Source organism: Oecophyllibacter saccharovorans, from assembly GCF_006542375.1.
Classification (GTDB): domain Bacteria; phylum Pseudomonadota; class Alphaproteobacteria; order Acetobacterales; family Acetobacteraceae; genus Oecophyllibacter; species Oecophyllibacter saccharovorans.
Window position 1 is genome coordinate 700,093 of sequence record NZ_CP038143.1, and the last position, 20,543, is coordinate 720,635.

The window sequence follows — 20,543 nt, forward strand, 5'->3', positions numbered from 1 at the left end:
CATCTAGGAAGAATAAAGAGGCTGCAGTCTAGAACTTCGGCTGGGTACAGGAAAGAAAAGACGGAAAAGAACCGGGAAAAGCCCTGCGCTATCTTCCGCCCGCAGAACCCTGTAATATCGAGAACTTGTCATCCCAGCCGGTCGGCATCTCCACCCAAGGCGTGCCGCGCAAGCCATGCGCCCGGCAAGCGTGTTCCCACGATGAGGCAGTTTACGACCATGCGCCCCGCTTCCTTCCGCTCCTTTCTTTCCCGCCCCGTCACTTACTGCCTTTCCTGCGGGCAGCTGAAGCAGCGCCTGGCCTCGCTGAGCCTGGCTTCCCTGGTTTCGCTGGGCCTGGGCGGCTGTTCAACCGTGCATTCGCTCAAATACCACCTGTTCGGCCCGACTGCCCATGACGTCAACTCCCCGCAGAGCGGCCTGGTGGTGGCAGATGAACCCCAGGCCGCCCTGGTCGGGCGGGATGTGCTGGCGCGCGGAGGTAATGCGGCGGATGCAGCTGCCGCAACGGCCATGGCGCTGAGTGTCACCCTGCCCTCGCGCGCCTCTCTGGGCGGCGGCGGGGCCTGCCTGGTGAGCCGCCCCGGTCACGCGCCTGAAACCCTGACCTTCATGGAAGAACCCGGCAATTCCGCCCCAGCTGCCCGCACTTCCGGCAGCCGTGAAGCGCGCCTGGCCGACGGGGTCAGCCTGCGCCCCGCTTCCGTGCCCATGCTGCCGCGCGGCGTCTACCTGCTGCAGGACCGTTACGGCAGCGTGCAGTTCAATGACATCGTGGCCCCTGCCGTGGTGCTGGCCGATCAGGGCGTGACCGTCAGCGAAGCGTTGGCGCAGGACCTTGCGGCCGTGAAAGGACCGCTCCTGGGCGATCCCGCCCTGGCGGAGATCTTCCAACGGCGTGACGGAGGCATTCTGGGCGCGGGTGACCAACTGGTGCAGAAGCGCCTGGGCGCTTTCCTGACACGCCTTGGCCTGATCGGCGTGGGGGATCTCTATAACGGCGTGCTGGGCTCGGTTTTCGTCACCCAGGCGGACCTGGCGGGCGGCGCGCTGACCAGCGAAGCCATGCGCCGCGCCGTGCCGGGAGGCAGCAAGGCCCTGCATGCCAGGCGCGATGGCTGGGAAGGTCTTTTCCTCACCCCGCCTGCTGATGGCGGGTTGGGCACGGCCATGGCCTGGGCACGCGGCGTGCCGGCTGAAGCCGCGGTGGCAACCTGGCGCAGCTCGGGCCAGCAGGGTTATGATGCCGCGCAGAACTTGCTGGAAAACGGCCAGGTTACAGGTGGCAGCCTGCCCCCTCTGCCTGCTTCCACCTCCTTCGTGGTGGCAGATGGTCACGGCATGGCTGTGGCCTGCGCGCTGAGCGAGGACAACCTGTTCGGCACCGGCCGCATGGCCGGCAGCACCGGGGTCATTCTGGGCGCCTCGCCAGTGCTTTACCCCAAGCCGATGATCACCGGCGCGGTGCTGCGTGACCGCAACGGCGCACTGCGCGGCGTGGTGGCCGCCTCCGGCCAGAACGACGCAGCCCAGGCGGCAGCGGATGCGCTGAACGCGATCACGGGCGGCACTGCGGTAGGCCAGCCCACAAGCAGCGGGCGGGTCAATGCCATCATCTGCGCCCATGGTGATACCCACAGCTGCACCGGCACTGCGGACGCCCGAGGCCACGGCCTGGTTTCCAGCGCCCAACCGCACTGAGATCCCCAAGAAACAGCGGAGTCTGAAGGGCCAGTTTTCCATAGGTGAGCCATTGAGGGGCAGAAAGAAAAAACGAGCTCCGCCCCTGTCACTTGCCCCTCACGGGCCCCATATCAGCGGTCCATGAGGTGGATCGGATCACCCCGCTTTTCATCTTCTTTTTCTTTCATCTTTCATGACATCGGAGGCCGACATGGCTGAAAAACCGACCGCCCGGGGCCAGAACGACAAGGCCTCCGCTGAAAAGACCAAAGCGCTGGAAGGCGCGCTGAGCCAGATCGAACGCGCTTTCGGCAAGGGCTCGGTGATGCGGATGGGCAGCCGTCCTGTCGAACAGGCGGAAGTGATTTCCACAGGATCGCTGGGGCTGGATATCGGCCTCGGTATCGGCGGCCTGCCGCGCGGGCGCATCGTGGAGATCTACGGCCCTGAAAGCTCGGGCAAGACCACGCTGGCCCTTCACGTGCTGGCTGAAGCCCAGAAAAAGGGCGGTACAGTCGCCTTCATCGATGCTGAGCACGCTCTCGACCCCATCTATGCGCGCAAGCTGGGCGTCAATGTGGATGAACTGCTGCTCAGCCAACCCGATGCCGGCGAGCAGGCGCTGGAGATCGCTGATACCCTGGTGCGCTCAGGCGCCATTGATGTGCTGGTGGTCGATTCCGTGGCCGCACTGGTGCCCCGTGCCGAGCTGGAAGGCGACATGGGCGACAGCCATGTGGGCCTGCATGCCCGGCTGATGAGCCAGGCCCTGCGCAAGCTGACCGGCACCGTGGCGCGTTCCAACACGCTGGTAATCTTCCTCAACCAGATCCGCATGAAAATCGGGGTGATGTTCGGCAATCCCGAAACCACGACCGGCGGCAACGCGCTGAAATTCTATTCCTCCGTCCGCCTCGATATCCGCCGCATCGGCGCGATCAAGGAAAAGGACGAGGTGACGGGCAATCAGACGCGCGTCAAGGTAGTCAAAAACAAGATGGCCCCGCCTTTCCGCCAGGTCGAGTTCGACATCATGTATGGCGAAGGCATCAGCAAGATGGGCGAGCTGCTGGACCTCGGGGTCAAGGCCAACATCGTCGAGAAATCCGGCGCCTGGTTCTCCTATGACAGCACCCGGATCGGCCAGGGCCGCGAGAATGCCAAGACCTATCTGCGCGAGCATCCGGAAATGGCTCAGGAGATCGAAAACCGCATCCGCAAGGAAGCAGGCATCCTGGCTGACGCCATGCTGACCGGCGAGGAAGAAAGCGAAAGCGAAAACGAGCCCCACGGCGCCTTGCCGCTGGAGGGGTAAAACCCTCTCTGCATCGCGCGACTGGGCACCGGCCGAAAGATCGGTTCTTGCAGAGCGAACTTCAGGCCGGTGCCCGTCGCGCTGCCCATATGGCCGCTGCCGTGAGGGTGACCGACCACAGAAGCAGGACAGTGCGGTCGGAAGCGCGGGTGAAGAGATAGGGAATCAGCGCCAGCAGAGCGCATACCAGCACGGCATAGAAGCAGACGACCGGCAGGGGGCGGCCGCTGGCTTTCTGAGCCAGGCCCGTGGCCATCAGGCACCACAGGGCTGCCAGAAGCGCCTTGAACTGCCCCATATGCGCCAGGAACACGCCCAGCAGGCCTGTGGGATGCGAATGGGCCGGGAACCCGTCGGACATGGTCTGCCAGAACAGTCCCACCCCGGCAGCGCCCAGAAACAGGGCCAGGACCCACCAGAGATATTTCGCCATGTCCCTCAGGTCCCTTCCACTTCCGCAACTTCCTGGCGCACCTGTACCGCCCCTCGGGTCAGAACAGCATTGCCGGCGCAGAAAAAAGCGATCAGCACGCAGCAACTGAGCAGAGCCGTAAGCACAGGCCAGAAGGTGACGTGCCCGGCAGCTGACCCGGCCACTGCGGAGCCCACACCTTTTTCCATGGCCCGCAGCAGGTGGAAGCCATAGGTCTCCGCCCCAAGCAGGGCACTGATAAGCAGGGTGCACAAAGCCGTTGTCAGCAGGGTTTCCAACTCAGCCAGGCGTTCGGCTTCCTCAACCACTGTCAGGGGTACAGGCACATCAATAAGCGCGCGATCCGCCTGGCGCAGCGCTTTCCAGGCCGGGAAGATCCGGTAGGCCGGCGTGAGAAACACCAGCACGGGCACAGCCAACGCCAGAAAAGCCAGCAATGCCAGGCCAGAAAACAGGACGCCTGACACGAAAGACAGGCGCCAGGTCAGCCACAGCGAGGAAAGCAGGATCCCCAGCCAGGCCACTGCCAGGCTGATCCGGCTGTGCCGCAGCCCGGGCATGGCCAGGGTGCCGAGCGCGCGCTGGCGGTCATGGGGACGCCAGCTGTGACGACCCTGTTGCCGGTCATGCCTGTCATCGTGCTTTGGAGGCTCGTTACGACGCGCCATCTTCAGCTCCTTCATCTTTCATGGCCCGCCCTCTGCTGCGGGGCCGCGGCAGGGTACAGGCCATGGTGAGCAGGCTGAGCCAGCCGAAGCCCGTCCAGCCCAGAAGGAGATTGAGAACGGCCATGCCGATGAGCCGCAGCGGTCGCCTCTTTCCGCTACCGCCGAGCCCACGCCAGAAAAAAATACTGCTGGGCAGAAAATAGAACCAGAGCAGCGCCAGCCCTGCCAGAATGAGGAGAAGCACGCCCACAAACTTCGCCAGCCCCGGCAGACCGGAAAGAAAGCTGTGGGGGGAGAACAGAATCTCCATCGGCCACAGCAACCAGGAGAGAAAGGTGACCATGGCGCCGGAAAGGCCGACGAAAGAGTTGGTGGCCAGGGAAAACATGAGGACGTCTTTCAGACTGAGGCATCAGGCCAGTCAGCCCTGCAAGGACAGGGCCCGGGCAGGCGTGGCGGAAACGACCTTCCGGTTTTCCCTATACCAGCTTTTTCATGAAAGCGACCAGCAGCGCACCAGCTCCATGACTGCCAGGCCCAGCAGCAGAAGGCTGAAAGCCGCCATGCCCGCGGCAAACAGCACGTAAAGGGGTTTGCGTCTCTCAGTTCTGAAGCGCGAGGGCTCTTCCTGAGGAGGTGTCACAGATGGAGAAGCGCCAGGCTCCCGCTCAGGTTTCCTGATGCACTTGGCTGGCGCTTCTCTCACCCCGGGTTCAGCCCAGGTATTTCTTGAAGAAGGGCAGGATCTTGCCGGGCTCGCGGTTGAAGAAGCCGTAGCCGTCACGGAAGCGATTGGTGCCGGGCACCCAGATCAGCTCCTTCTCCTTGCTGCCAAGAGCATCGAAGGTAGCCTGGCCGTCTTCAGGATTGCGGGTCCAGCTGTCGTGCAGCACCTGGAACATGAGCACCGGCATCGTCACTGCCGGCGCAAAGAGACGGGGATTCATTTCCTCCATCGTCCAGGCGCCCATCTTGACGAGCTGCAGATCGATCAGCGGCAGGTACTGCTCAATCCCCATCAGGCTGCCGAAGGCTGAAAAAATCGCCCCCATGGAAGGCACCATCGGGCTGCACATGCAGGCCACATTGGCAAAGAGCTCCGGCCGGTTGGAAATGGCTTCATATTGCGCCATGCCGCCCATGCACTGGCTGTAAAGCCCCACTTTCATGCGGCTCAGCTTGGGATGGGCATCCACGAACTGCTTGACGCCGACGCAATCGCGCCATTCCCACCGGCCGATGCCACTGACGCCGCCATTGGCTGCCGAGCTGTTGCCGAAATTGCGGAAATCATAAGCCAGCACGTTATAGCCGGCATCGTGCAGGTAACGCATCTGCTGCACGAAATCGACCTGCACATCCGAAAGCGTGCTCCAGGGCTGGCCGAAATGCCCCGGAAAGCCTGCACGGCACATGGGCAGGGGATGATTGTAGATCACCAGCTTGTCGCTCTCCGCACCATCCGGACCGGTAGCGGGAATATACCAGGCTTCAAGCGGCGTGCCGTCTTCAGAGGGAATGGACAGGCTTTCCCACGCCATACCGCGGTCGCCCGGGACAGTGTAGAGAAAGGAACGGAAAGCGGGCTTGGCCATTGCCGCCAGGCCATTGACCTTTTCCAGGTCCTGCGGACTGATGGTGGAGAGCTGGTGCAGCGCCTCTTCCATGCGCTGCGGGGACAGGCGCGGGCTGGAATGATGAGAGGGCGTGTGACCTGAAAGTGAAGTCGAGGCGTTGACTGCGGAAGCAGAAGGGTTACCCATGTGAAAGACTCCTGATCTGAAGGGAACAGTCTTTAAATGATCTATAGATCATTTAAAGTCAAGCCTCGCAGAAAAATAACTTTCTCCGGGCTGCCTCTGCATATACTCCCAGAACATGGCATAGCCTGCCTGGCGCCAGCGCTCGCGCCGCTCAGCAAGTTCTGAATCTTCGGCAACTGGCGTGGCTGTCTTTTCAGTCCCGGCTTTGCCGGCAGAAGCTGTTTTCTTGTCAGCCGCACCGCTACCGGTTTTGGCCGCCTCTTCAGCCTGCTGGGTTCCATGTGCGATCACCATATCGGCCAGGGCATAGAAGCTGGCATCCAGGAAACCTGCCGGTGCGCCTTCGCCAGCGGCTTCTGCGCTGATCGAATCCCGGCTTTCCGCTCCCCATTTTTCAAATTCAGGAAAAACCGTCTGCGCTTCAGCGCGCGTCTGAGGCGTCACGCGTTCGGACGCTGAGAGTACTGCCAGCGCGCGTGCCTGAAGCGGATGGGTAAAACCCCAGTCGATATAGTCATCCCAGGCTCTGCGCATCCGCTGCGGCCAGGGCATCTCCGGGCTGGTATGGATATGGCGCCGCAGATTGGCTTTCAGATGCACGTAAAGCGTGTTGAGCAGGTCATCCTTGGTGGGAAAATAGACAAAGATCGTCCCTGCCGAAACACCCGCCTGGCGCGCGATTTTGGCCGGGGAAGCCGTCGGCCCAAGCTGTGCAACCAGTTCGGCAGCCGCTGTCAGAAGCGCTTCTCTCTTGGCAGGATCACGTGGACGTGCCATGCCGCCTCTCCTTTTTATCCAATAGATCCATTCTCTTTATATATTTACATTATTTACATCTTTATGACCACTTTATGACTCCCTTCGCCAGGCAAGCGCTCTCCCCAAGGAAAACGAACACCCTGTTGTTATCGGAAAAATTATCGGAAAAGTTTCTGACGGCAGGGCAGACAGAGTGCAGGCTCTGATGCATAGCCAGATTCAGGCTACATCCTGTACCAGACGGCGGAGCCACTCGCTGATATCAGCCCAGGCATTGCGCATCCCCCAGGCCAGGCTTTCCGTACGGCCCAGCGCATGATGAGCCCCGTCAATGCCGGTGGCCAGAGCGAGCAATCCGTTTTCCAGCCGCGCCCCCCAGGCCAGCAAGGTCACCATACCCCAGACCCCGAAGACCAGCCAGACTTCCACACACCCCATATCGACCACATGCAGCGTGCCGAGAATGCTGAGAAAGGCGACCGCACTCATCATCGGCACCCCAGTCCAGAACCGGTGGATCTTGAGCGAAACGGTCTCCACGCAGGTGATATCGCGCTGTAGCTGATCATAATAACGACGCAGCTTGCGGTCCTCCTCGGGCGCGCGCAGACTCTGGGCCGCAAGCTGCGCCTGGGCAAACCGGCCTTCATTGCAGGCAGCCGCCACTTCTTCCAGACTGGGGAAGAGACGGTCACACAGGAAACACCCAAGCAGAGAGAAAGCCATCCAGGCGCACATCACCGCCACGCCGGTGCCGATCAGCACCTGCACCAGCACTTCCAGGTCCACTTCCAGATCCAGAGCGCGGTTTGAAAACAGATTGACCGGCTGGGGCTGAAAGACCGCCCCCTGCGCGATCTGCGCGCCGATCCAGGTGCAGGCTGCGATAACAGCAGCGCTGAACAGAAGCAGGATTGCGGCTTCCACGCCCTGCCAGATCCAATGTTTGGTGCGCACCAAGCGCGCGCGATTCACTCTCATGGCTGCCTCTCCGGCCCGGTTCCGCTCTCCACCAGCTCGCTCCTGCAAGGAGACAGAAGCTGGCTACTGCGGGGGAGAGGAGTTTAGCCGAAATCTTTTCTCAGCCCAAGGCACCAACCATTGCGCCGAGAGCGGGGCCAGCCTGAGATGACGCGACTGCTCCGGGGTCACCCACCGCATTTCGGCAATCTCCCCGCCCGGCTGCAGCACAAGTGCGCCCGACTGCAGGGCGTGGCGGTCAAGCGGGAGATGATAGATGGCGCCTTCCACCTGGCAGCCCGGTTCATTGACAGCCGGCGCGGTGAAATGGTCGATCAACGTGGCTTCACCGGGACGCAGCTCATAGCCGATCTCCTCACGCAGCTCACGCGTCAGGGTTTCAAGCGGGGTTTCCCCGGCTTCGGCCTTGCCGCCTGCCTGCATGAACCATTCGGTCCCGCGTTTGCGGACGAACAGCAGGCGCTCGCCATCCTCAATCAACGCAGCCACGATGCGGATGGGGGACACCGCCCGCTCAACAGGACCACCGGCTGGCCCAGCTGCCAGCTCAGAGGACCCAGAAGACGTACCGGACATGGGCTGCCTCTTTCCTGAAATTACCGGCTCCCTTACCACCACGCGCCTTACAGCGCGACTTCGCCGCCGTCGCGTTCTGCTTTTTTCTCGGCCTTGTTGAACACACCCTTCCACATCCTGACTGCCGTCAGCGCGATGCGCGCGCAGGCAGGCGCAAGCTGCGGGCGCAGCAGGCGGGGGTCGTAGCCTGAAAAACGACGGTCGTTCTCACTCAGGCACAGCTCCATCAGCTTGACGAAATCAATCGTTTCCTCAGTGACTGATTCCACCCCGCGCACGGCGAAGTTGAAGTCCTCCGTGTGCTCATTGCCGTCTTCATCGAAAGTGCGCAGCAGGGTCAGGCGCTCATAGAAGAGATAGGCCAGCACAGCCAGCACCTTGCCTTCGAACCACAGGCGCTTGAGCAGGGGCAGATGGGTGCGGTGATAAGCCAGCCAGTTGGCGAAAAGGAGGATATGGCGCGCTTCCTCCTGCATCACCGGCTCGAAGGTTTCCACCAGCTCCATGGGAAACAGGCCGGATTTTTCAGCCATGGCGAACAGGCCGAAAGCGAAGAAGCTGTCCCAGCATTCGGAAAAACCCGTCACCAGATAGGCCCATTCCGGATTTTTGGGCATTTCATAAGGGGGCTCAACCCCAAGTTTGATGCCGTAATGCTCCACCATGCGCGAGAGCACTTCCTTGTGCCGGTTCTCCTCCCACGCATTGCGGGCGATGGCGTCACGCAGCTCAGGGTCTTCGATCATCTCGGCATAGGCGGCCATGCGCAGGCGCGCGCGGCCTTCAGTATGCACCGCAATGTCCCAGATGGGCAGGGAGGTGATGCGCTCGCGCGTCTCGGGATCCAGCTCGGGCCAGTCGATGATGGAAGGCTTGTAGGGGTTGAAGGTCTCGCGGAACATGTCCGCTGTTGCCTTCTTGTGTTCCGGCGAGCCTGGGGTCAGCGGGCCGATAACCGGGCTGCTCCAGTGACGCGCCTGAAAATCCACTTCCTCAAGCGTGCGGGCCGAAGGCGCATCGGGCAGGTGGGAATAAAGCTGCTCGAGCCGGGCGCGGCTGGCTTCCTCATCACAGTGATCTGCCTCAGGGCCCGACTTGCGTTTGCGCGCCTTCTCGGAGCGGGACTCATGATGACCGTGAGAAGACGACGCGTGGCGGGAATCATCGTGATGGGGGTGATGATGGGACTCACGATGGGAATGATGATGCTTGGCGCTCATCTGCGCGCTCCTTTTCCTGGCAACCCGCCCTTCCCCACCGCTGTCAGGCGCGCCAGGGCAGGAAAGTCCGGTCTTGGCCACGCACGGAAAAAGAGTTGGGGAGCAGAGCTGCTGTCACTGCAATGAAGAGAAAGTGGAAAGGCTATGGAAAAGCGACGGAAACTTTCATGTAAAAACGGTTGAAACAGCACTGACTGATGGAGGATGAGGCAGGCCACGGCCTGGCGAAAAGGTCAGGAGGATTTCTCCCCCTCATTTTTTTCCTGCCGCTTCTCAAGCTCCGCCAGAGAGGAAATGATGCGGCTGACGAGCCCGTAATCCACGGCTTCCTGAGCGGACATCCAGTGATTGCGGTCCGTGTCACGCGCGATCTTTTCAAAGCTCTGGCCGGTTTCACGCGCGAAGATCCGGTTGAGGCGCTCGCGCATCTTGATGATCTCACGCGCCTCGATATCGATATCGGTCGCAGGTCCGCGCACCCCGCCCATCGGCTGGTGAAGCAGGAAACGCGTGTTGGGCAGGCACAGCCGGCGCTCCGGCGCTCCGGCCGCAAAGATCAGCGCGCCTGCCGAGGCTACCCAGCCCGTCCCGATCATGGTGACGGGTGCCTGGCTGTCGACGAAGCGGATCATGTCATGAATGGTATCGCCGCTTTCCACGTGGCCGCCCGGAGAGTTCACATAGACCTCGATCGGCGCTGTTGAAGCCCCGGCCAGCGCCAGAAGGCGCCCGGTGACCTCACGGGCCATGCGGTCATTGACGCCGCCAAAGATGAGCACCTTGCGCTGCTCGAACAGGCGGTTCTCCATTTCAGGCGTGACCGCACGCGCAGCTTCATCGGCCTTGGGCGCAGCCGGCTCGTCGCCTTCCCCCTCGTCGTCAGAACGCGGGCCAGGGGCAGCCTGGCTCAGCTTCCCGGAAACAGGGAGGGCGGAAGAAGGGTTCAGCTTGTTCAGTGTGTCGTCGTGTATCATCATGCGCGTCACTCTGCTCTTTTCCCGGGGGCTGGCGCAAGCCCCGTCTGCTTCCCCGGCCACACCTGCCCCTACGGCAACCGCAAAGCCCCATTGCTGAAGGTGCGCCACATTTGCGCCCTTATTTCTGAAACGTTCACGGCAGGGATACAAGGCAGCCAGGAATTAAAAAGGCGTTATCTTTATTCATCGACCCTGCGGGCCGCCTAAGTGGCGCGCCGCTTGCTCCTCTAAGCCTGGCAGCCTATCTTCACTTTCCTTCCGGCCCCTCTTTTCGCAAGCCAGGTTTCATGCGCGTCCCGCCTTTCCGCCCGCACCTCTCTCCTCCGCTTCTGCAGAAGGCACGCCTCTTGCCGGCCAAGCTGCATTCGGGCCTGTTTGCCGGCGCCCTCATGGGTCTGGTGCTGGGTCTGACCGGCTGCCAGGGGCGCAGCGTGGGCGGCACGATGGAAGACTGGCTCTACAGCGCCGAAGGCGGGGAAATCGCCAAGCTACGCCCGCCCGCACCGGGCTATAACAGGAAATACCCCAACATCAATCTCGAGCCGAAAACGAAGCTCGATTTCCCCTCCCCGCAGGCCCGCGTCGCCCTGACTGAAAAGCTGGAATCGGAACGCAACTACGCCCAGCGCCTGAGTGCCGCCTCCGGGCCATTGCCGCGCATCGGCCATCCTAACCCGCCCCCGCCGATCAATACCGACAGTTCCCTGACCATCATGGGCGATGACCGCCCCCCTGCCCCACCGCCGGCCCAGAAAGTTGCCGTACCCGCACAGCCAACCTCGGTTCTGGCCCAGCCCACCTTCAAGCCGGGCCAGGCAGTGGACGGCGGTGCGGTTTCACCCCGCGGGGCCGCCCCGCTGCAGTACGCCCCCACGGACCGCAGCCTGCCCAAGACGATGCCGGCCATCATCGCACCGCCCCCGCCCCCCATCGGTTTCCCGGGCTTCGCCATTCCTGAAAGCCGGCCTGACATCCGTCCCGACATCTCCAGCGCCAACCCGCCTGGCACCCTGGTGCGTTTCCTGCCTTCCAGCGACCAGCCCAAGGAAGGCCAGGAAAAGACCTTCGCGCGCATTCTCTCCGACCGACAGGGACGGGCAGTGGTGCTGACAGGCTTCGGCGTCAGCATGGGCCCTGAAGCTGGGCTGCAGCCAGCCGAGCAGCAGGCAGAAATCAGACTGGGTCTGCTGAGGGCCCAGGCGGTGGCAGGCGTGCTGATGCAGAACGGCGTGCCCGCCAACGAGATCCTGCTGGCCGCCAGCGCCATCGGCGACGGCGTGCGTGCCCGCTACGAAGCGCCTCTTGTTCCGCCTGAGCCGGAAACGCACTGAGCGGTAAGCATTCCCATGACGGAAACCGGCACGCCAAAAATCGGTGCTGTTCTCTTCGTGAAAAACGAGATCAGTGATCTCGCTTTCTGGATAGCGTGGCATCTCCATTGCGGTTTTGACACGCTCATCATCTATGACGACCATTCAGATGACGGCACCTGGGAGCTGATCACGCAGGCTGCCAAAGTGTGCGACATCCGCGCCCATCGTGCGGTTGATGGTGAGCAGTTCAATACCCGCCAGAGGAACACCTATCTTGATGCCCTTGCCAGATATCGCGATGAGTTCGACTGGCTGCTTTTCCTGGACGCCGATGAATTTCTGGAAATCCGCAACGGCGAAAACGTGCGTGACTTTCTCAGCCATTATCCTGAAGCGGCCGCTGTCGCGCTGAACTGGTGCTGTTTCGGCAGCAACCGGCACGTTCTCAAGCCCCCTACCTCCAACGTCTTCGAGCATTATACGCGTCACGCTGTCCCGGGGTTCGAATACAATTACACGGTCAAGAGTTTCATCCGCCCCCGGGCAACCGCGGTCACCTATCTCAATCCCCACAGGTTCGAAGTAACCGGCCCTTACGTCACGACCGATCACCAGCCGATCCGCTGGAACGCGGAACATCCCCACCGAACGCTCTCTCTGGCGCAGTGGGATGTAGCGCGGATCAATCATTATCTGATCCGCAGCACGGAGCATTATCTGGAAAAGCTGAAGCGCCGGATTGATATCCGTGAATCCGGCATGGGGCTGGATCTCTTCAGCTATTGTGACCGCAACGACCTGCCCGATGTTCTGCCAACAGCACGCCATGACGGCATGATGCCGTGGCTTTACCGGATCCAGAACCAGGTAAACAGAGCTCTGCTGGCCCAGATGATCGACAGCTGCGGAAGCGGGCTTAAGGGGGAATTAACGCTGCCCCCTGCGCCGCCCTCAAGCACGCCGTTCACGGTCGGTCAGCTGCACACCCATCATGGCACCACAGTCTGTTATGACCTGAAAACCGGGCGCCTGTGCCATGTGCAGGACCCCGAAAGCGAGCCCTGCAGAAATCGTGTCGCCCCCATCATGGCGTTACGCCTGCCACAATGGCCGGGCAGTGTTTTCCTCACGACCGAGCCGCAAGGAGACACGCGGTTTCTTTTTGCACCCGGCGACCCGCGTGTCTCCACCTTCCTGTCCTTCAGAATAGAAGAACAACCGGATGGTCAGATCAGCTTGCGTAACCCTGTAAGCGGGCTACTGGCCTCTTTCCTTGGACTGATGAACACTCTGGAAAATGTCGAGATCAACCGCACTTCCATCAATGATTGGGAACGGCTCCGGTTTGTCCCTCTCGAACACGTGCCTTCCTTAGAGCAACAGGCAGTTGACGTGTTGCAGAACGTCACCGACCCTTCCCAGGTCTTTGACAACCGCCAGAAAGAGGCACGGGCCTCAGATGAGGCAGCAGACAGCCTGGCAACCGACGCCTTCATAGCAGCCCTCTCGCTCCTGCCTGCAGATGCGCAGGCTTTCTGGAAAGCACGCAACCGCGTACCGGCTTATCCCTGGCTGGACACCTTGAGACCACTGAGCGTCTGATCCCTGAAATAACTTGGCACCAAAGAACCAACACTCCAGAAGTTCCGGTCTTAGCCAGAGTGCGAAACTTACTGTTTTGTTTTCAATGGGTTGGGTCCGAAAATGGTCTTTGCGCCGCTCAATAAAGAGCAACGGCTATTTGTTTATCCGTTCCTCCAGCTCCTGAACCGTAGTCACGCACGCTACTGCTTTGTCGTGAAGAATGATCAGCACGTCCTGCGTCCATCCGACGGGGCATAGACGTTCCCCTCTCATAACCTCCCGTATGCGCGTAGACGGCACGCCCAAGGCCCTAACCAGCGGTGATTTCCACCGTTCCCCGTAAAGCGCCCGACCCGCCATTTCGAGTTCTTCCGCCGTAAGACGTCGCGTGGGCATCAGCTCAACCTCTCCCTGAGGAAAATAAAGAGACATGTCGCGAGTGCCACAATGATCAGGAAACGCAGGTGGCGCGCACGTGACCCGTAAATGTGGACCCTGATCCATTCTGCAAAAGCGTTCTCTAAACCAAGGGAGAAATCTGTTTGCTTCATTCTTTCCTTACTTTTCGAAATGCCGATAAATGGCAATAATGACTGAACCTATTTTCAGAATCTTTGTCCCCGCATGAACGGAAATAACTGCATTCAGGTGCATGAAATGAAAGAGAAAAAATGCTTGAAAAATTGGCTTTATCAATCCAACGCCATCTTCTAGCCTGGTGTCTGATCGGAGGCACAATCGCCATTGCCTTGGGAGCGCTTACTGCTCAGCTCTTGCCGTGATCCGGCATCAGAGCTAAATCCAAAAACAAGGGTGAAGCCTCGAAGCGGCCAGTGCTTTTAAAGTACTGGCCGTTTTTCCATACGGCCTTGCTTGCGAAAAGCCTCCGGTGCTGCCCCGCAGTAAGCATACATGGCCGCCTTACAGGACGCATCAAAACCAAGGAATTTATCCCCGCATGTGCGGGGGAAGCTTGATCTCGATGGCGGCCGTTTTTTCCAGCGACGGTCTATCCCCGCATGTGCGGGGGAAGCTCATATTCGGGCGAGTCTGCGCAACCTGCGCGGGGTCTATCCCCGCATGTGCGGGGGAAGCCCCTCTCCGGAAGAGGCGAAGGAGCTGGAAGCCGGTCTATCCCCGCATGTGCGGGGGAAGCGAAATCATTAAAGCTAAACTTGACGGACAGCCGGGTCTATCCCCGCATGTGCGGGGGAAGCCCTACCTTTTTGATGCACTCAGCGCGGGTCAGGGGTCTATCCCCGCATGTGCGGGGGAAGCTGGCCGCGCTCGTCGAAAAAGTCGCTGATCCCGGGTCTATCCCCGCATGTGCGGGGGAAGCGCTCGATCCCCAAAGTGATCGCCCCATCGCGTGGGTCTATCCCCGCATGTGCGGGGGAAGCGCAGAGGTGTGCGAATATACATAGAATTATTAAGGTCTATCCCCGCATGTGCGGGGGAAGCACGAATGAATTTGATACCCTCTAGATAAGTCAAGGTCTATCCCCGCATGTGCGGGGGAAGCTGAGATGTATCATTGCTATGTGAAGCTTGAAGGGGTCTATCCCCGCATGTGCGGGGGAAGCTTCTGCGTATGGTCAGTGATTTCTCTTCTGTCAGGTCTATCCCCGCATGTGCGGGGGAAGCTGTTGTTTTTACCCTCATTTTCTGCGCGGGATGGGTCTATCCCCGCATGTGCGGGGGAAGCTGGCAGCGCATTTTCACCAACGCCAAGCGTAGCGGTCTATCCCCGCATGTGCGGGGGAAGCGAGCGTCTGGGATGGCGTCTCTCATGATGTCGCGGTCTATCCCCGCATGTGCGGGGGAAGCAGCCTTACATGCCGTGCCTGTCCATGCGTCGGCGGTCTATCCCCGCATGTGCGGGGGAAGCCTGTGCGTCCCCTGACCGCACGGGCTCCCTTGGGGTCTATCCCCGCATGTGCGGGGGAAGCACTATGAGGAAGGCTACGCGCCGATTTGGAGAGGGTCTATCCCCGCATGTGCGGGGGAAGCTTGTAGGGATAGACCCTGGCGCCAAGGGAGCGCGGTCTATCCCCGCATGTGCGGGGGAAGCGCAGAGGTGTGCGAATATACATAGAATTATTAAGGTCTATCCCCGCATGTGCGGGGGAAGCGCTGTAGCGTGAGCGGGTGACGGTAGCAAAAGAGGTCTATCCCCGCATGTGCGGGGGAAGCGCGTTATGAGCGAGGAAGCGACCGAATATTTTAGGTCTATCCCCGCATGTGCGGGGGAAGCCAGCGATCTGTATATGAACCAGTATACAGGGGAGGTCTATCCCCGCATGTGCGGGGGAAGCCCGCGGCCTCTACGGATTCGACCGGCCACGCCCGGTCTATCCCCGCATGTGCGGGGGAAGCCGGCGCGCCGCCGTCAGGTGTCGCACGCGGGCGGGTCTATCCCCGCATGTGCGGGGGAAGCGCTATTCGGAGTAACAAAAAGACCCATGAGCACGGTCTATCCCCACATGTGCGGGGGAAGCCATGGTGGATGTCCGGGCCTGCATGAGGATCTAGGTCTATCCCCGCATGTGCGGGGGAAGCCGCACAAAGCCAACGGGTGCGCCGGAGCCGGTGGGTCTATCCCCGCATGTGCGGGGGAAGCTTGGCGAACTGGGGCCACACCACGCAGGAGACCGGTCTATCCCCGCATGTGCGGGGGAAGCCTCACCCCAGCGACCCTCCGACCACCTAAACGGGGTCTATCCCCGCATGTGCGGGGGAAGCGGCGGCAGCTGGCCGTGACAGGGCGCAAACGCAGGTCTATCCCCGCATGTGCGGGGGAAGCTGGGCGATGCGGACACCGGCGCACAGGAGGTCAGGTCTATCCCCGCATGTGCGGGGGAAGCCGCGTCTGAGCCCTCTTATAAAAAACCTCATTGGGTCTATCCCCGCATGTGCGGGGGAAGCGCGATTTAAGGGAAATCATCGGCGGTTGTTTTCGGTCTATCCCCGCATGTGCGGGGGAAGCCGCCGCCACTCAGGCTCGAAAGCCTGCCGCATGGGTCTATCCCCGCATGTGCGGGGGAAGCCATCGCCCGTTCATAGAGAGGCTTGAGCTCCGCGGTCTATCCCCGCATGTGCGGGGGAAGCATTAATAAATAAGGGTCTTTCGTGGGTGTCACCGGTCTATCCCCGCATGTGCGGGGGAAGCGCGTTCAGCGTCGGCACCGCCTGGTAAAGGAAAGGTCTATCCCCGCATGTGCGGGGGAAGCCTCCGCCGCCTGGCGGCGTGTGTGGGACGGCGGCGGTCTATCCCCGCATGTGCGGGGGAAGCTGGCACCTGTTTTTGAATGCCCGCTCCCGGATAGGTCTATCCCCGCATGTGCGGGGGAAGCCCATAGAAGAAAAATCATACGGAATCGTAATCGGGTCTATCCCCGCATGTGCGGGGGAAGCCGGCGCTGGAATTACGCCTTATTCTCTTATTGAGGTCTATCCCCGCATGTGCGGGGGAAGCCGGGCCGCGCAAGCGCATTTACGCAAAAAGACAGGTCTATCCCCGCATGTGCGGGGGAAGCGTAGAGCTACCGCGTCGCTGCCGATAGGGGAAAGGTCTATCCCCGCATGTGCGGGGGAAGCCTCATCGCCCTGCCTAACAGCAAGGTGAAGGTGGGTCTATCCCCGCATGTGCGGGGGAAGCTTATCGCCCGTTTTGCCGACCCGGAGAACAAGCGGTCTATCCCCGCATGTGCGGGGGAAGCCCTGAAGGAAATTCCTTCGGGTATGGAGTCTGGGGTCTATCCCCGCATGTGCGGGGGAAGCTAATATTTTCCTCGAAATTCTTAAAATCCACTGGGTCTATCCCCGCATGTGCGGGGGAAGCGAGCGATAGCAGTGCCGGGCCAGAAAGGAATAGGGTCTATCCCCGCATGTGCGGGGGAAGCTTCTTCTTCAGCGTCATTACGCTCGCCTTCAGCGGTCTATCCCCGCATGTGCGGGGGAAGCTAAAAGAAAGTCATAAGAGCGCGTCAAATCCGAGGTCTATCCCCGCATGTGCGGGGGAAGCGTATCGAATTCATTCGTGACTATGAGGAATTGCGGTCTATCCCCGCATGTGCGGGGGAAGCCCTTGCAATTTTTCTACTGACTTCTATCCTGAAAAGCAAAAACTTTTACCTTTCCTCCCTCACCTTTGAGCTTTTGGCTTCAATGGAAGCCCTGCACTGAATGCTGAGAGCTGAGAAGCAGAAAGACAGGTTTTCTGCCACTTTCCGGTTGAAGCGCCTATCTGAAATCTAGCTGCAGAACGTGCGTTCAGCTGCGCGCGCATGTGCAGGCATGGCAGACCTAAAAGCGCGGAAAATTACATTTCGTAAATTTTATGAAAGCCCCTATGCGCCAGGTCGCCGCCTGTTTGGGGCTTTCATTTAGCATCGGGTGTATCTGGCAAGGGAAATAGCTCGACCGCCCGAGCCGGCGACAAGCGCAGGCAGATAACGTAACCTTCGCGAAACTGTTTTTCGCTTTGTCTTGATCTTGTATCTCGTCTTTCAGGTTATTTCACCCATGCCTTCTCCTGAATCTGGTCTTGCTTCCACGCCTCCCCTGCCTCAGGAGGAATTCCACCGCATCCGTCGGCTGCCGCCTTATGTCTTTGCCGAAGTCAACAAGGCCAAGGCAGCGGCGCGGCGGCGGGGGGAAGATATCATTGACCTTGGCATGGGCAATCCCGACAGCCCGCCGCCTGCCCATGTGGTGCAGAAACTGGCTGAGACGATCCAGAACCCGCGCGCGCATGGCTATTCCGTCAGCCGCGGCATTCCGGGCCTGCGCCGGGCCCTGGCAGCTTATTACCAGAAACGCTTCGGGGTGGATCTCGATCCTGAAACCGAAGTGATCGCCACCCTCGGCTCCAAGGAAGGCCTGGCCAATCTGGCCCAGGCCATCACCAGCCCGGGCGACACCATTCTGGTCCCCAACCCGTCTTATCCCATCCACCAGTTCGGCTTCATCATCGCCGGCGCTTCCGTGCGCTCCATCCCCGCCAGGCCGGACGAAACCATGCTGCGTGCGCTGTATCGGGCCGTGAGGCATTCCATCCCCAAGCCCACGGCGCTGATTCTCAATTTTCCCTCCAATCCCACCGCTTATTGCGCCACGCTGGATTTCTACCGTGAGATCGTTGATTTCTGCCGGCGCGAGAGGATCTGGATCCTGTCCGACCTCGCTTATGCCGAGATCTATTTCGGCGATACGCCCCCGCCATCCGTGCTTGCGGTGCCCGGCGCCAGAGACATCACGGTGGAGTTCACCTCGCTTTCAAAAACCTATTCCATGGCGGGTTGGCGCGTGGGGTTTGCAGCTGGCAACCCGCGGCTGATCGCAGCGCTCGGGCGGATCAAGTCCTATCTGGATTACGGCGCCTTCACCCCCATCCAGGTGGCGGCCGTCGCCGCCCTGACCGGACCGCAGGACTACGTGGCTGACATCCGCGCGCTTTACCGCGAGCGCCGTGACGTGCTGCTGCGCGGCCTGGGCCAGGCCGGATGGGAAGTGCCCGCGCCCGAGGGCTCGATGTTTGCCTGGGCGCCCATTCCGCCGCGTTACCGGGAACAGGGGATGGGCAGCGTGGATTTCGCCAAGCTGCTGCTCCGGGAGGCGGGCGTAGCCGTGGCGCCGGGGCTGGGCTTCGGGGAATACGGCGATGGCTTCGTGCGTATCGGGCTGGTGGAAAACACCCAGCGCCTGCGCCAGGCCATCCGTGCCATCAAAGGCTTTTTCGCCAGACCCCTCTGAGGACCGGCGGGCGCCTTCCAGAACCGCCTACCAGAGCCTCCTGATAGCGCTTGCCACTGCCGCGCAAGACGTGCAGGGTCTGGGGATGACGACGCCCGCGCCTTCCCCCTCCCTTTCCACACCGCCAGCCTCTTCTCCTGCGCCCTTGCGTCTGGGCGTGGCCGGGCTGGGCACGGTGGGCGCCGGGCTGCTCAAGCAGCTGCAGCGCGAAGGGCATCTGCTGGCAGCCCGGGCAGGGCGGGGCTTCGAGGTGGTGGCGGTCTCAGCACGTGACCGCAGCCGCGACCGCGGTGTGCCCCTGACCGGCCTTGCCTGGGAAGAAGACCCGGTTGCACTGGCCCACCGCCCGGATGTGGATGTCGTGGTGGAACTGATGGGCGGTGCGGAAGGGCCTGCCCGCGCCCTGGTGGAGGAGGCCTTGCGCGCGGGCAAGGCAGTGGTGACGGCCAACAAGGCCCTGCTGGCCCTGCACGGCACAGAGCTGGCCGCCCTCAGCGCCCGGCACAATGCCCCCCTGCTTTATGAAGCTGCTGTGGCAGGTGGCATTCCGGCCATCAACCTGCTGCGATCGGGGTTGGCAGGTGACCGCGTGACGCGTGTGGGGGGCATTCTCAACGGCACATGCAATTATATCCTGACTGAAATGGACCGGAGCGGACGGCCCTTTGATGAAGTCCTGAAGGAAGCGCAGGCCAAAGGCTATGCGGAAGCGGATCCCACCACTGATATCGGGGGCTGGGATGCGGCGCACAAGCTGGATATCCTGGCAGGCCTCGCCTTCCGCCCCCTGACTTTCGAAAGCCTGCAGGTGCGCGGCATCGAGGCCATCACGCCACAGGACCTGCGCTTTGCCCGCGCGCTCGGCTACCGCATCCGCCTGCTCGGCATGGCCCAGGAGGTTCCTGCCCGCTCCCCCCAAGCAGGCCACCCGGAGGCCACCGAAGAAACACGGATCGTCGCCTGGGTCGGGCCCTGCCTGGTGCCTTCCTCCTCACGCCTGGCGCATGTCAACGGCGTGTTCAACGCCGTGGTGGCGGAGGGTGCAGCCTGCGGCCCGTTGGTGATTTCAGGCGCAGGGGCCGGGGAAGGCCCGACGGCCAGCGCGGTGGCAGGCGATCTCGTGGCCCTGGCGCGCGGGGCAGCCCTGCCGGTCTGGGGCGTCAACCCGCCGCCAGCTCCGGTGGCCGGTGGTTCTGTGGAAGAGCTGGAAAGCGCTTTCTATCTGCGCCTGCTGGTGCGCGACCAGCCCGGCGTTATCGCAGCAGTGGGGAAAACACTGGCCTGTGAGGGCATTTCCGTGCATCTCGTTTCGCAACACGCGCTTGAAGCATCTGAGGCCAGCAAGGCAACCGACCAGGCAAGCACGGACATCCCGCAGACCTGGATGACTGTTGTCACCCATCCTGCACCGGGCCATGCCATGGCGCGCGCCACCGCCAGGCTGGAAGCACTGGAGTGCATCCTGCAGGCGCCTCTGGTGCTGAAAATCGAACCCCTCGCCTAACTTCGTTACGGGA

16 protein-coding genes and 1 CRISPR repeat array are annotated in these 20,543 nt (G+C 61.4%); of the genes, 6 read left to right on the forward strand and 10 right to left on the reverse strand.

Going from position 1 to position 20,543, the window contains the following annotated elements; all coding sequences use genetic code 11:
* Positions 1-219 precede the first annotated feature (219 nt).
* Together E3E11_RS03055 and recA are read left to right on the forward strand one after the other, a co-directional pair.
* Complete coding sequence (locus tag E3E11_RS03055; protein WP_141451136.1) at positions 220-1,701, forward strand: gamma-glutamyltransferase; 1,482 nt, start codon at positions 220-222, stop codon at positions 1,699-1,701.
* Positions 1,702-1,894: 193 nt separating this feature from the next.
* Positions 1,895-2,998, forward strand: coding sequence for a recombinase RecA (gene recA, locus E3E11_RS03060; RefSeq protein ID WP_141451137.1), 1,104 nt, complete (start codon positions 1,895-1,897; stop codon positions 2,996-2,998).
* A 61-nt stretch (positions 2,999-3,059) separates the two neighbouring features.
* Here recA and E3E11_RS03065 read toward each other — a convergent pair whose 3' ends face one another.
* The 10 genes from E3E11_RS03065 to E3E11_RS03105 form a co-directional block, all read right to left on the reverse strand.
* A complete protein-coding gene (locus tag E3E11_RS03065; RefSeq protein ID WP_141451138.1) occupies positions 3,060-3,431 on the reverse strand; it encodes a hypothetical protein in 372 nt (123 codons plus the stop codon).
* Positions 3,432-3,436: 5 nt separating this feature from the next.
* Positions 3,437-4,099, reverse strand: coding sequence for a hypothetical protein (locus E3E11_RS03070; protein ID WP_141451139.1), 663 nt, complete (start codon positions 4,097-4,099; stop codon positions 3,437-3,439).
* On the reverse strand, positions 4,086-4,487 hold the full coding sequence (locus E3E11_RS03075) for a superinfection immunity protein (protein WP_141451140.1): 402 nt from the start codon (positions 4,485-4,487) through the stop codon (positions 4,086-4,088). Before E3E11_RS03075 ends, E3E11_RS03070 begins: the two co-directional genes overlap by 14 nt.
* Before the next feature lie 105 nt (positions 4,488-4,592).
* Positions 4,593-4,742 (reverse strand): hypothetical protein, encoded by a 150-nt coding sequence (locus E3E11_RS08455; protein ID WP_168189188.1) that lies wholly within the window; start codon positions 4,740-4,742, stop codon positions 4,593-4,595.
* A gap of 70 nt (positions 4,743-4,812) precedes the next feature.
* Entirely contained in the window at positions 4,813-5,862 is a 1,050-nt protein-coding gene (locus E3E11_RS03080; protein ID WP_196777118.1) for an alpha/beta hydrolase family protein, read from the reverse strand.
* A 48-nt stretch (positions 5,863-5,910) separates the two neighbouring features.
* Complete coding sequence (locus E3E11_RS03085; RefSeq protein ID WP_141451141.1) at positions 5,911-6,639, reverse strand: TetR/AcrR family transcriptional regulator; 729 nt, start codon at positions 6,637-6,639, stop codon at positions 5,911-5,913.
* A 201-nt stretch (positions 6,640-6,840) separates the two neighbouring features.
* On the reverse strand, positions 6,841-7,602 hold the full coding sequence (locus tag E3E11_RS03090; protein WP_141451142.1) for a hypothetical protein: 762 nt from the start codon (positions 7,600-7,602) through the stop codon (positions 6,841-6,843).
* 63 nt (positions 7,603-7,665) lie between these two features.
* Positions 7,666-8,178: an NUDIX hydrolase gene (locus tag E3E11_RS03095; protein ID WP_141451143.1), complete on the reverse strand. Its 513-nt coding sequence runs from the start codon at positions 8,176-8,178 to the stop codon at positions 7,666-7,668.
* 47 nt (positions 8,179-8,225) lie between these two features.
* Positions 8,226-9,398 (reverse strand): ferritin-like domain-containing protein, encoded by a 1,173-nt coding sequence (locus E3E11_RS03100; RefSeq protein ID WP_231118973.1) that lies wholly within the window; start codon positions 9,396-9,398, stop codon positions 8,226-8,228.
* Positions 9,399-9,631: 233 nt separating this feature from the next.
* Positions 9,632-10,375 carry an ATP-dependent Clp protease proteolytic subunit gene (locus E3E11_RS03105; protein ID WP_231118974.1) on the reverse strand — a complete coding sequence of 248 codons (744 nt, stop codon included), beginning with the start codon at positions 10,373-10,375 and terminating at the stop codon, positions 9,632-9,634.
* Between the two features lie 287 nt (positions 10,376-10,662).
* On the opposite strand from E3E11_RS03105, the gene E3E11_RS03110 reads away from it, so the two are divergent.
* From E3E11_RS03110 to E3E11_RS03125, 4 genes are all read left to right on the forward strand, one after another.
* Positions 10,663-11,706, forward strand: coding sequence for an OmpA family protein (locus E3E11_RS03110; RefSeq protein WP_141451144.1), 1,044 nt, complete (start codon positions 10,663-10,665; stop codon positions 11,704-11,706).
* A gap of 15 nt (positions 11,707-11,721) precedes the next feature.
* Complete coding sequence (locus E3E11_RS03115) at positions 11,722-13,290, forward strand: glycosyltransferase family 2 protein (protein ID WP_141451145.1); 1,569 nt, start codon at positions 11,722-11,724, stop codon at positions 13,288-13,290.
* Between the two features lie 927 nt (positions 13,291-14,217).
* Positions 14,218-17,357: a CRISPR direct-repeat array (repeat unit 28 nt; unit sequence GGTCTATCCCCGCATGTGCGGGGGAAGC).
* A gap of 439 nt (positions 17,358-17,796) precedes the next feature.
* Entirely contained in the window at positions 17,797-19,026 is a 1,230-nt protein-coding gene (locus E3E11_RS03120) for an LL-diaminopimelate aminotransferase (RefSeq protein ID WP_141451146.1), read from the forward strand.
* An 85-nt stretch (positions 19,027-19,111) separates the two neighbouring features.
* Positions 19,112-20,530 carry a homoserine dehydrogenase gene (locus E3E11_RS03125; RefSeq protein ID WP_141451147.1) on the forward strand — a complete coding sequence of 473 codons (1,419 nt, stop codon included), beginning with the start codon at positions 19,112-19,114 and terminating at the stop codon, positions 20,528-20,530.
* The last annotated feature ends 13 nt before the right edge of the window (positions 20,531-20,543 follow it).

What these genes read in the sequence shown, in the direction of transcription:
- E3E11_RS03055 (WP_141451136.1), top strand. Translation starts at nt 220, where the DNA reads ATGCGCCCCGCTTCCTTCCGCTCCTTTCTTTCCCGCCCCGTCACTTAC.
- recA (WP_141451137.1), top strand. Translation starts at nt 1,895, where the DNA reads ATGGCTGAAAAACCGACCGCCCGGGGCCAGAACGACAAGGCCTCCGCT.
- E3E11_RS03065 (WP_141451138.1), bottom strand. Translation starts at nt 3,431, where the DNA reads ATGGCGAAATATCTCTGGTGGGTCCTGGCCCTGTTTCTGGGCGCTGCC.
- E3E11_RS03070 (WP_141451139.1), bottom strand. Translation starts at nt 4,099, where the DNA reads ATGGCGCGTCGTAACGAGCCTCCAAAGCACGATGACAGGCATGACCGG.
- E3E11_RS03075 (WP_141451140.1), bottom strand. Translation starts at nt 4,487, where the DNA reads ATGTTTTCCCTGGCCACCAACTCTTTCGTCGGCCTTTCCGGCGCCATG.
- E3E11_RS03080 (WP_196777118.1), bottom strand. Translation starts at nt 5,862, where the DNA reads ATGGGTAACCCTTCTGCTTCCGCAGTCAACGCCTCGACTTCACTTTCA.
- E3E11_RS03085 (WP_141451141.1), bottom strand. Translation starts at nt 6,639, where the DNA reads ATGGCACGTCCACGTGATCCTGCCAAGAGAGAAGCGCTTCTGACAGCG.
- E3E11_RS03090 (WP_141451142.1), bottom strand. Translation starts at nt 7,602, where the DNA reads ATGAGAGTGAATCGCGCGCGCTTGGTGCGCACCAAACATTGGATCTGG.
- E3E11_RS03095 (WP_141451143.1), bottom strand. Translation starts at nt 8,178, where the DNA reads ATGTCCGGTACGTCTTCTGGGTCCTCTGAGCTGGCAGCTGGGCCAGCC.
- E3E11_RS03100 (WP_231118973.1), bottom strand. Translation starts at nt 9,398, where the DNA reads ATGAGCGCCAAGCATCATCATTCCCATCGTGAGTCCCATCATCACCCC.
- E3E11_RS03105 (WP_231118974.1), bottom strand. Translation starts at nt 10,375, where the DNA reads ATGATGATACACGACGACACACTGAACAAGCTGAACCCTTCTTCCGCC.
- E3E11_RS03110 (WP_141451144.1), top strand. Translation starts at nt 10,663, where the DNA reads ATGCGCGTCCCGCCTTTCCGCCCGCACCTCTCTCCTCCGCTTCTGCAG.
- E3E11_RS03115 (WP_141451145.1), top strand. Translation starts at nt 11,722, where the DNA reads ATGACGGAAACCGGCACGCCAAAAATCGGTGCTGTTCTCTTCGTGAAA.
- E3E11_RS03120 (WP_141451146.1), top strand. Translation starts at nt 17,797, where the DNA reads ATGCCTTCTCCTGAATCTGGTCTTGCTTCCACGCCTCCCCTGCCTCAG.
- E3E11_RS03125 (WP_141451147.1), top strand. Translation starts at nt 19,112, where the DNA reads ATGACGACGCCCGCGCCTTCCCCCTCCCTTTCCACACCGCCAGCCTCT.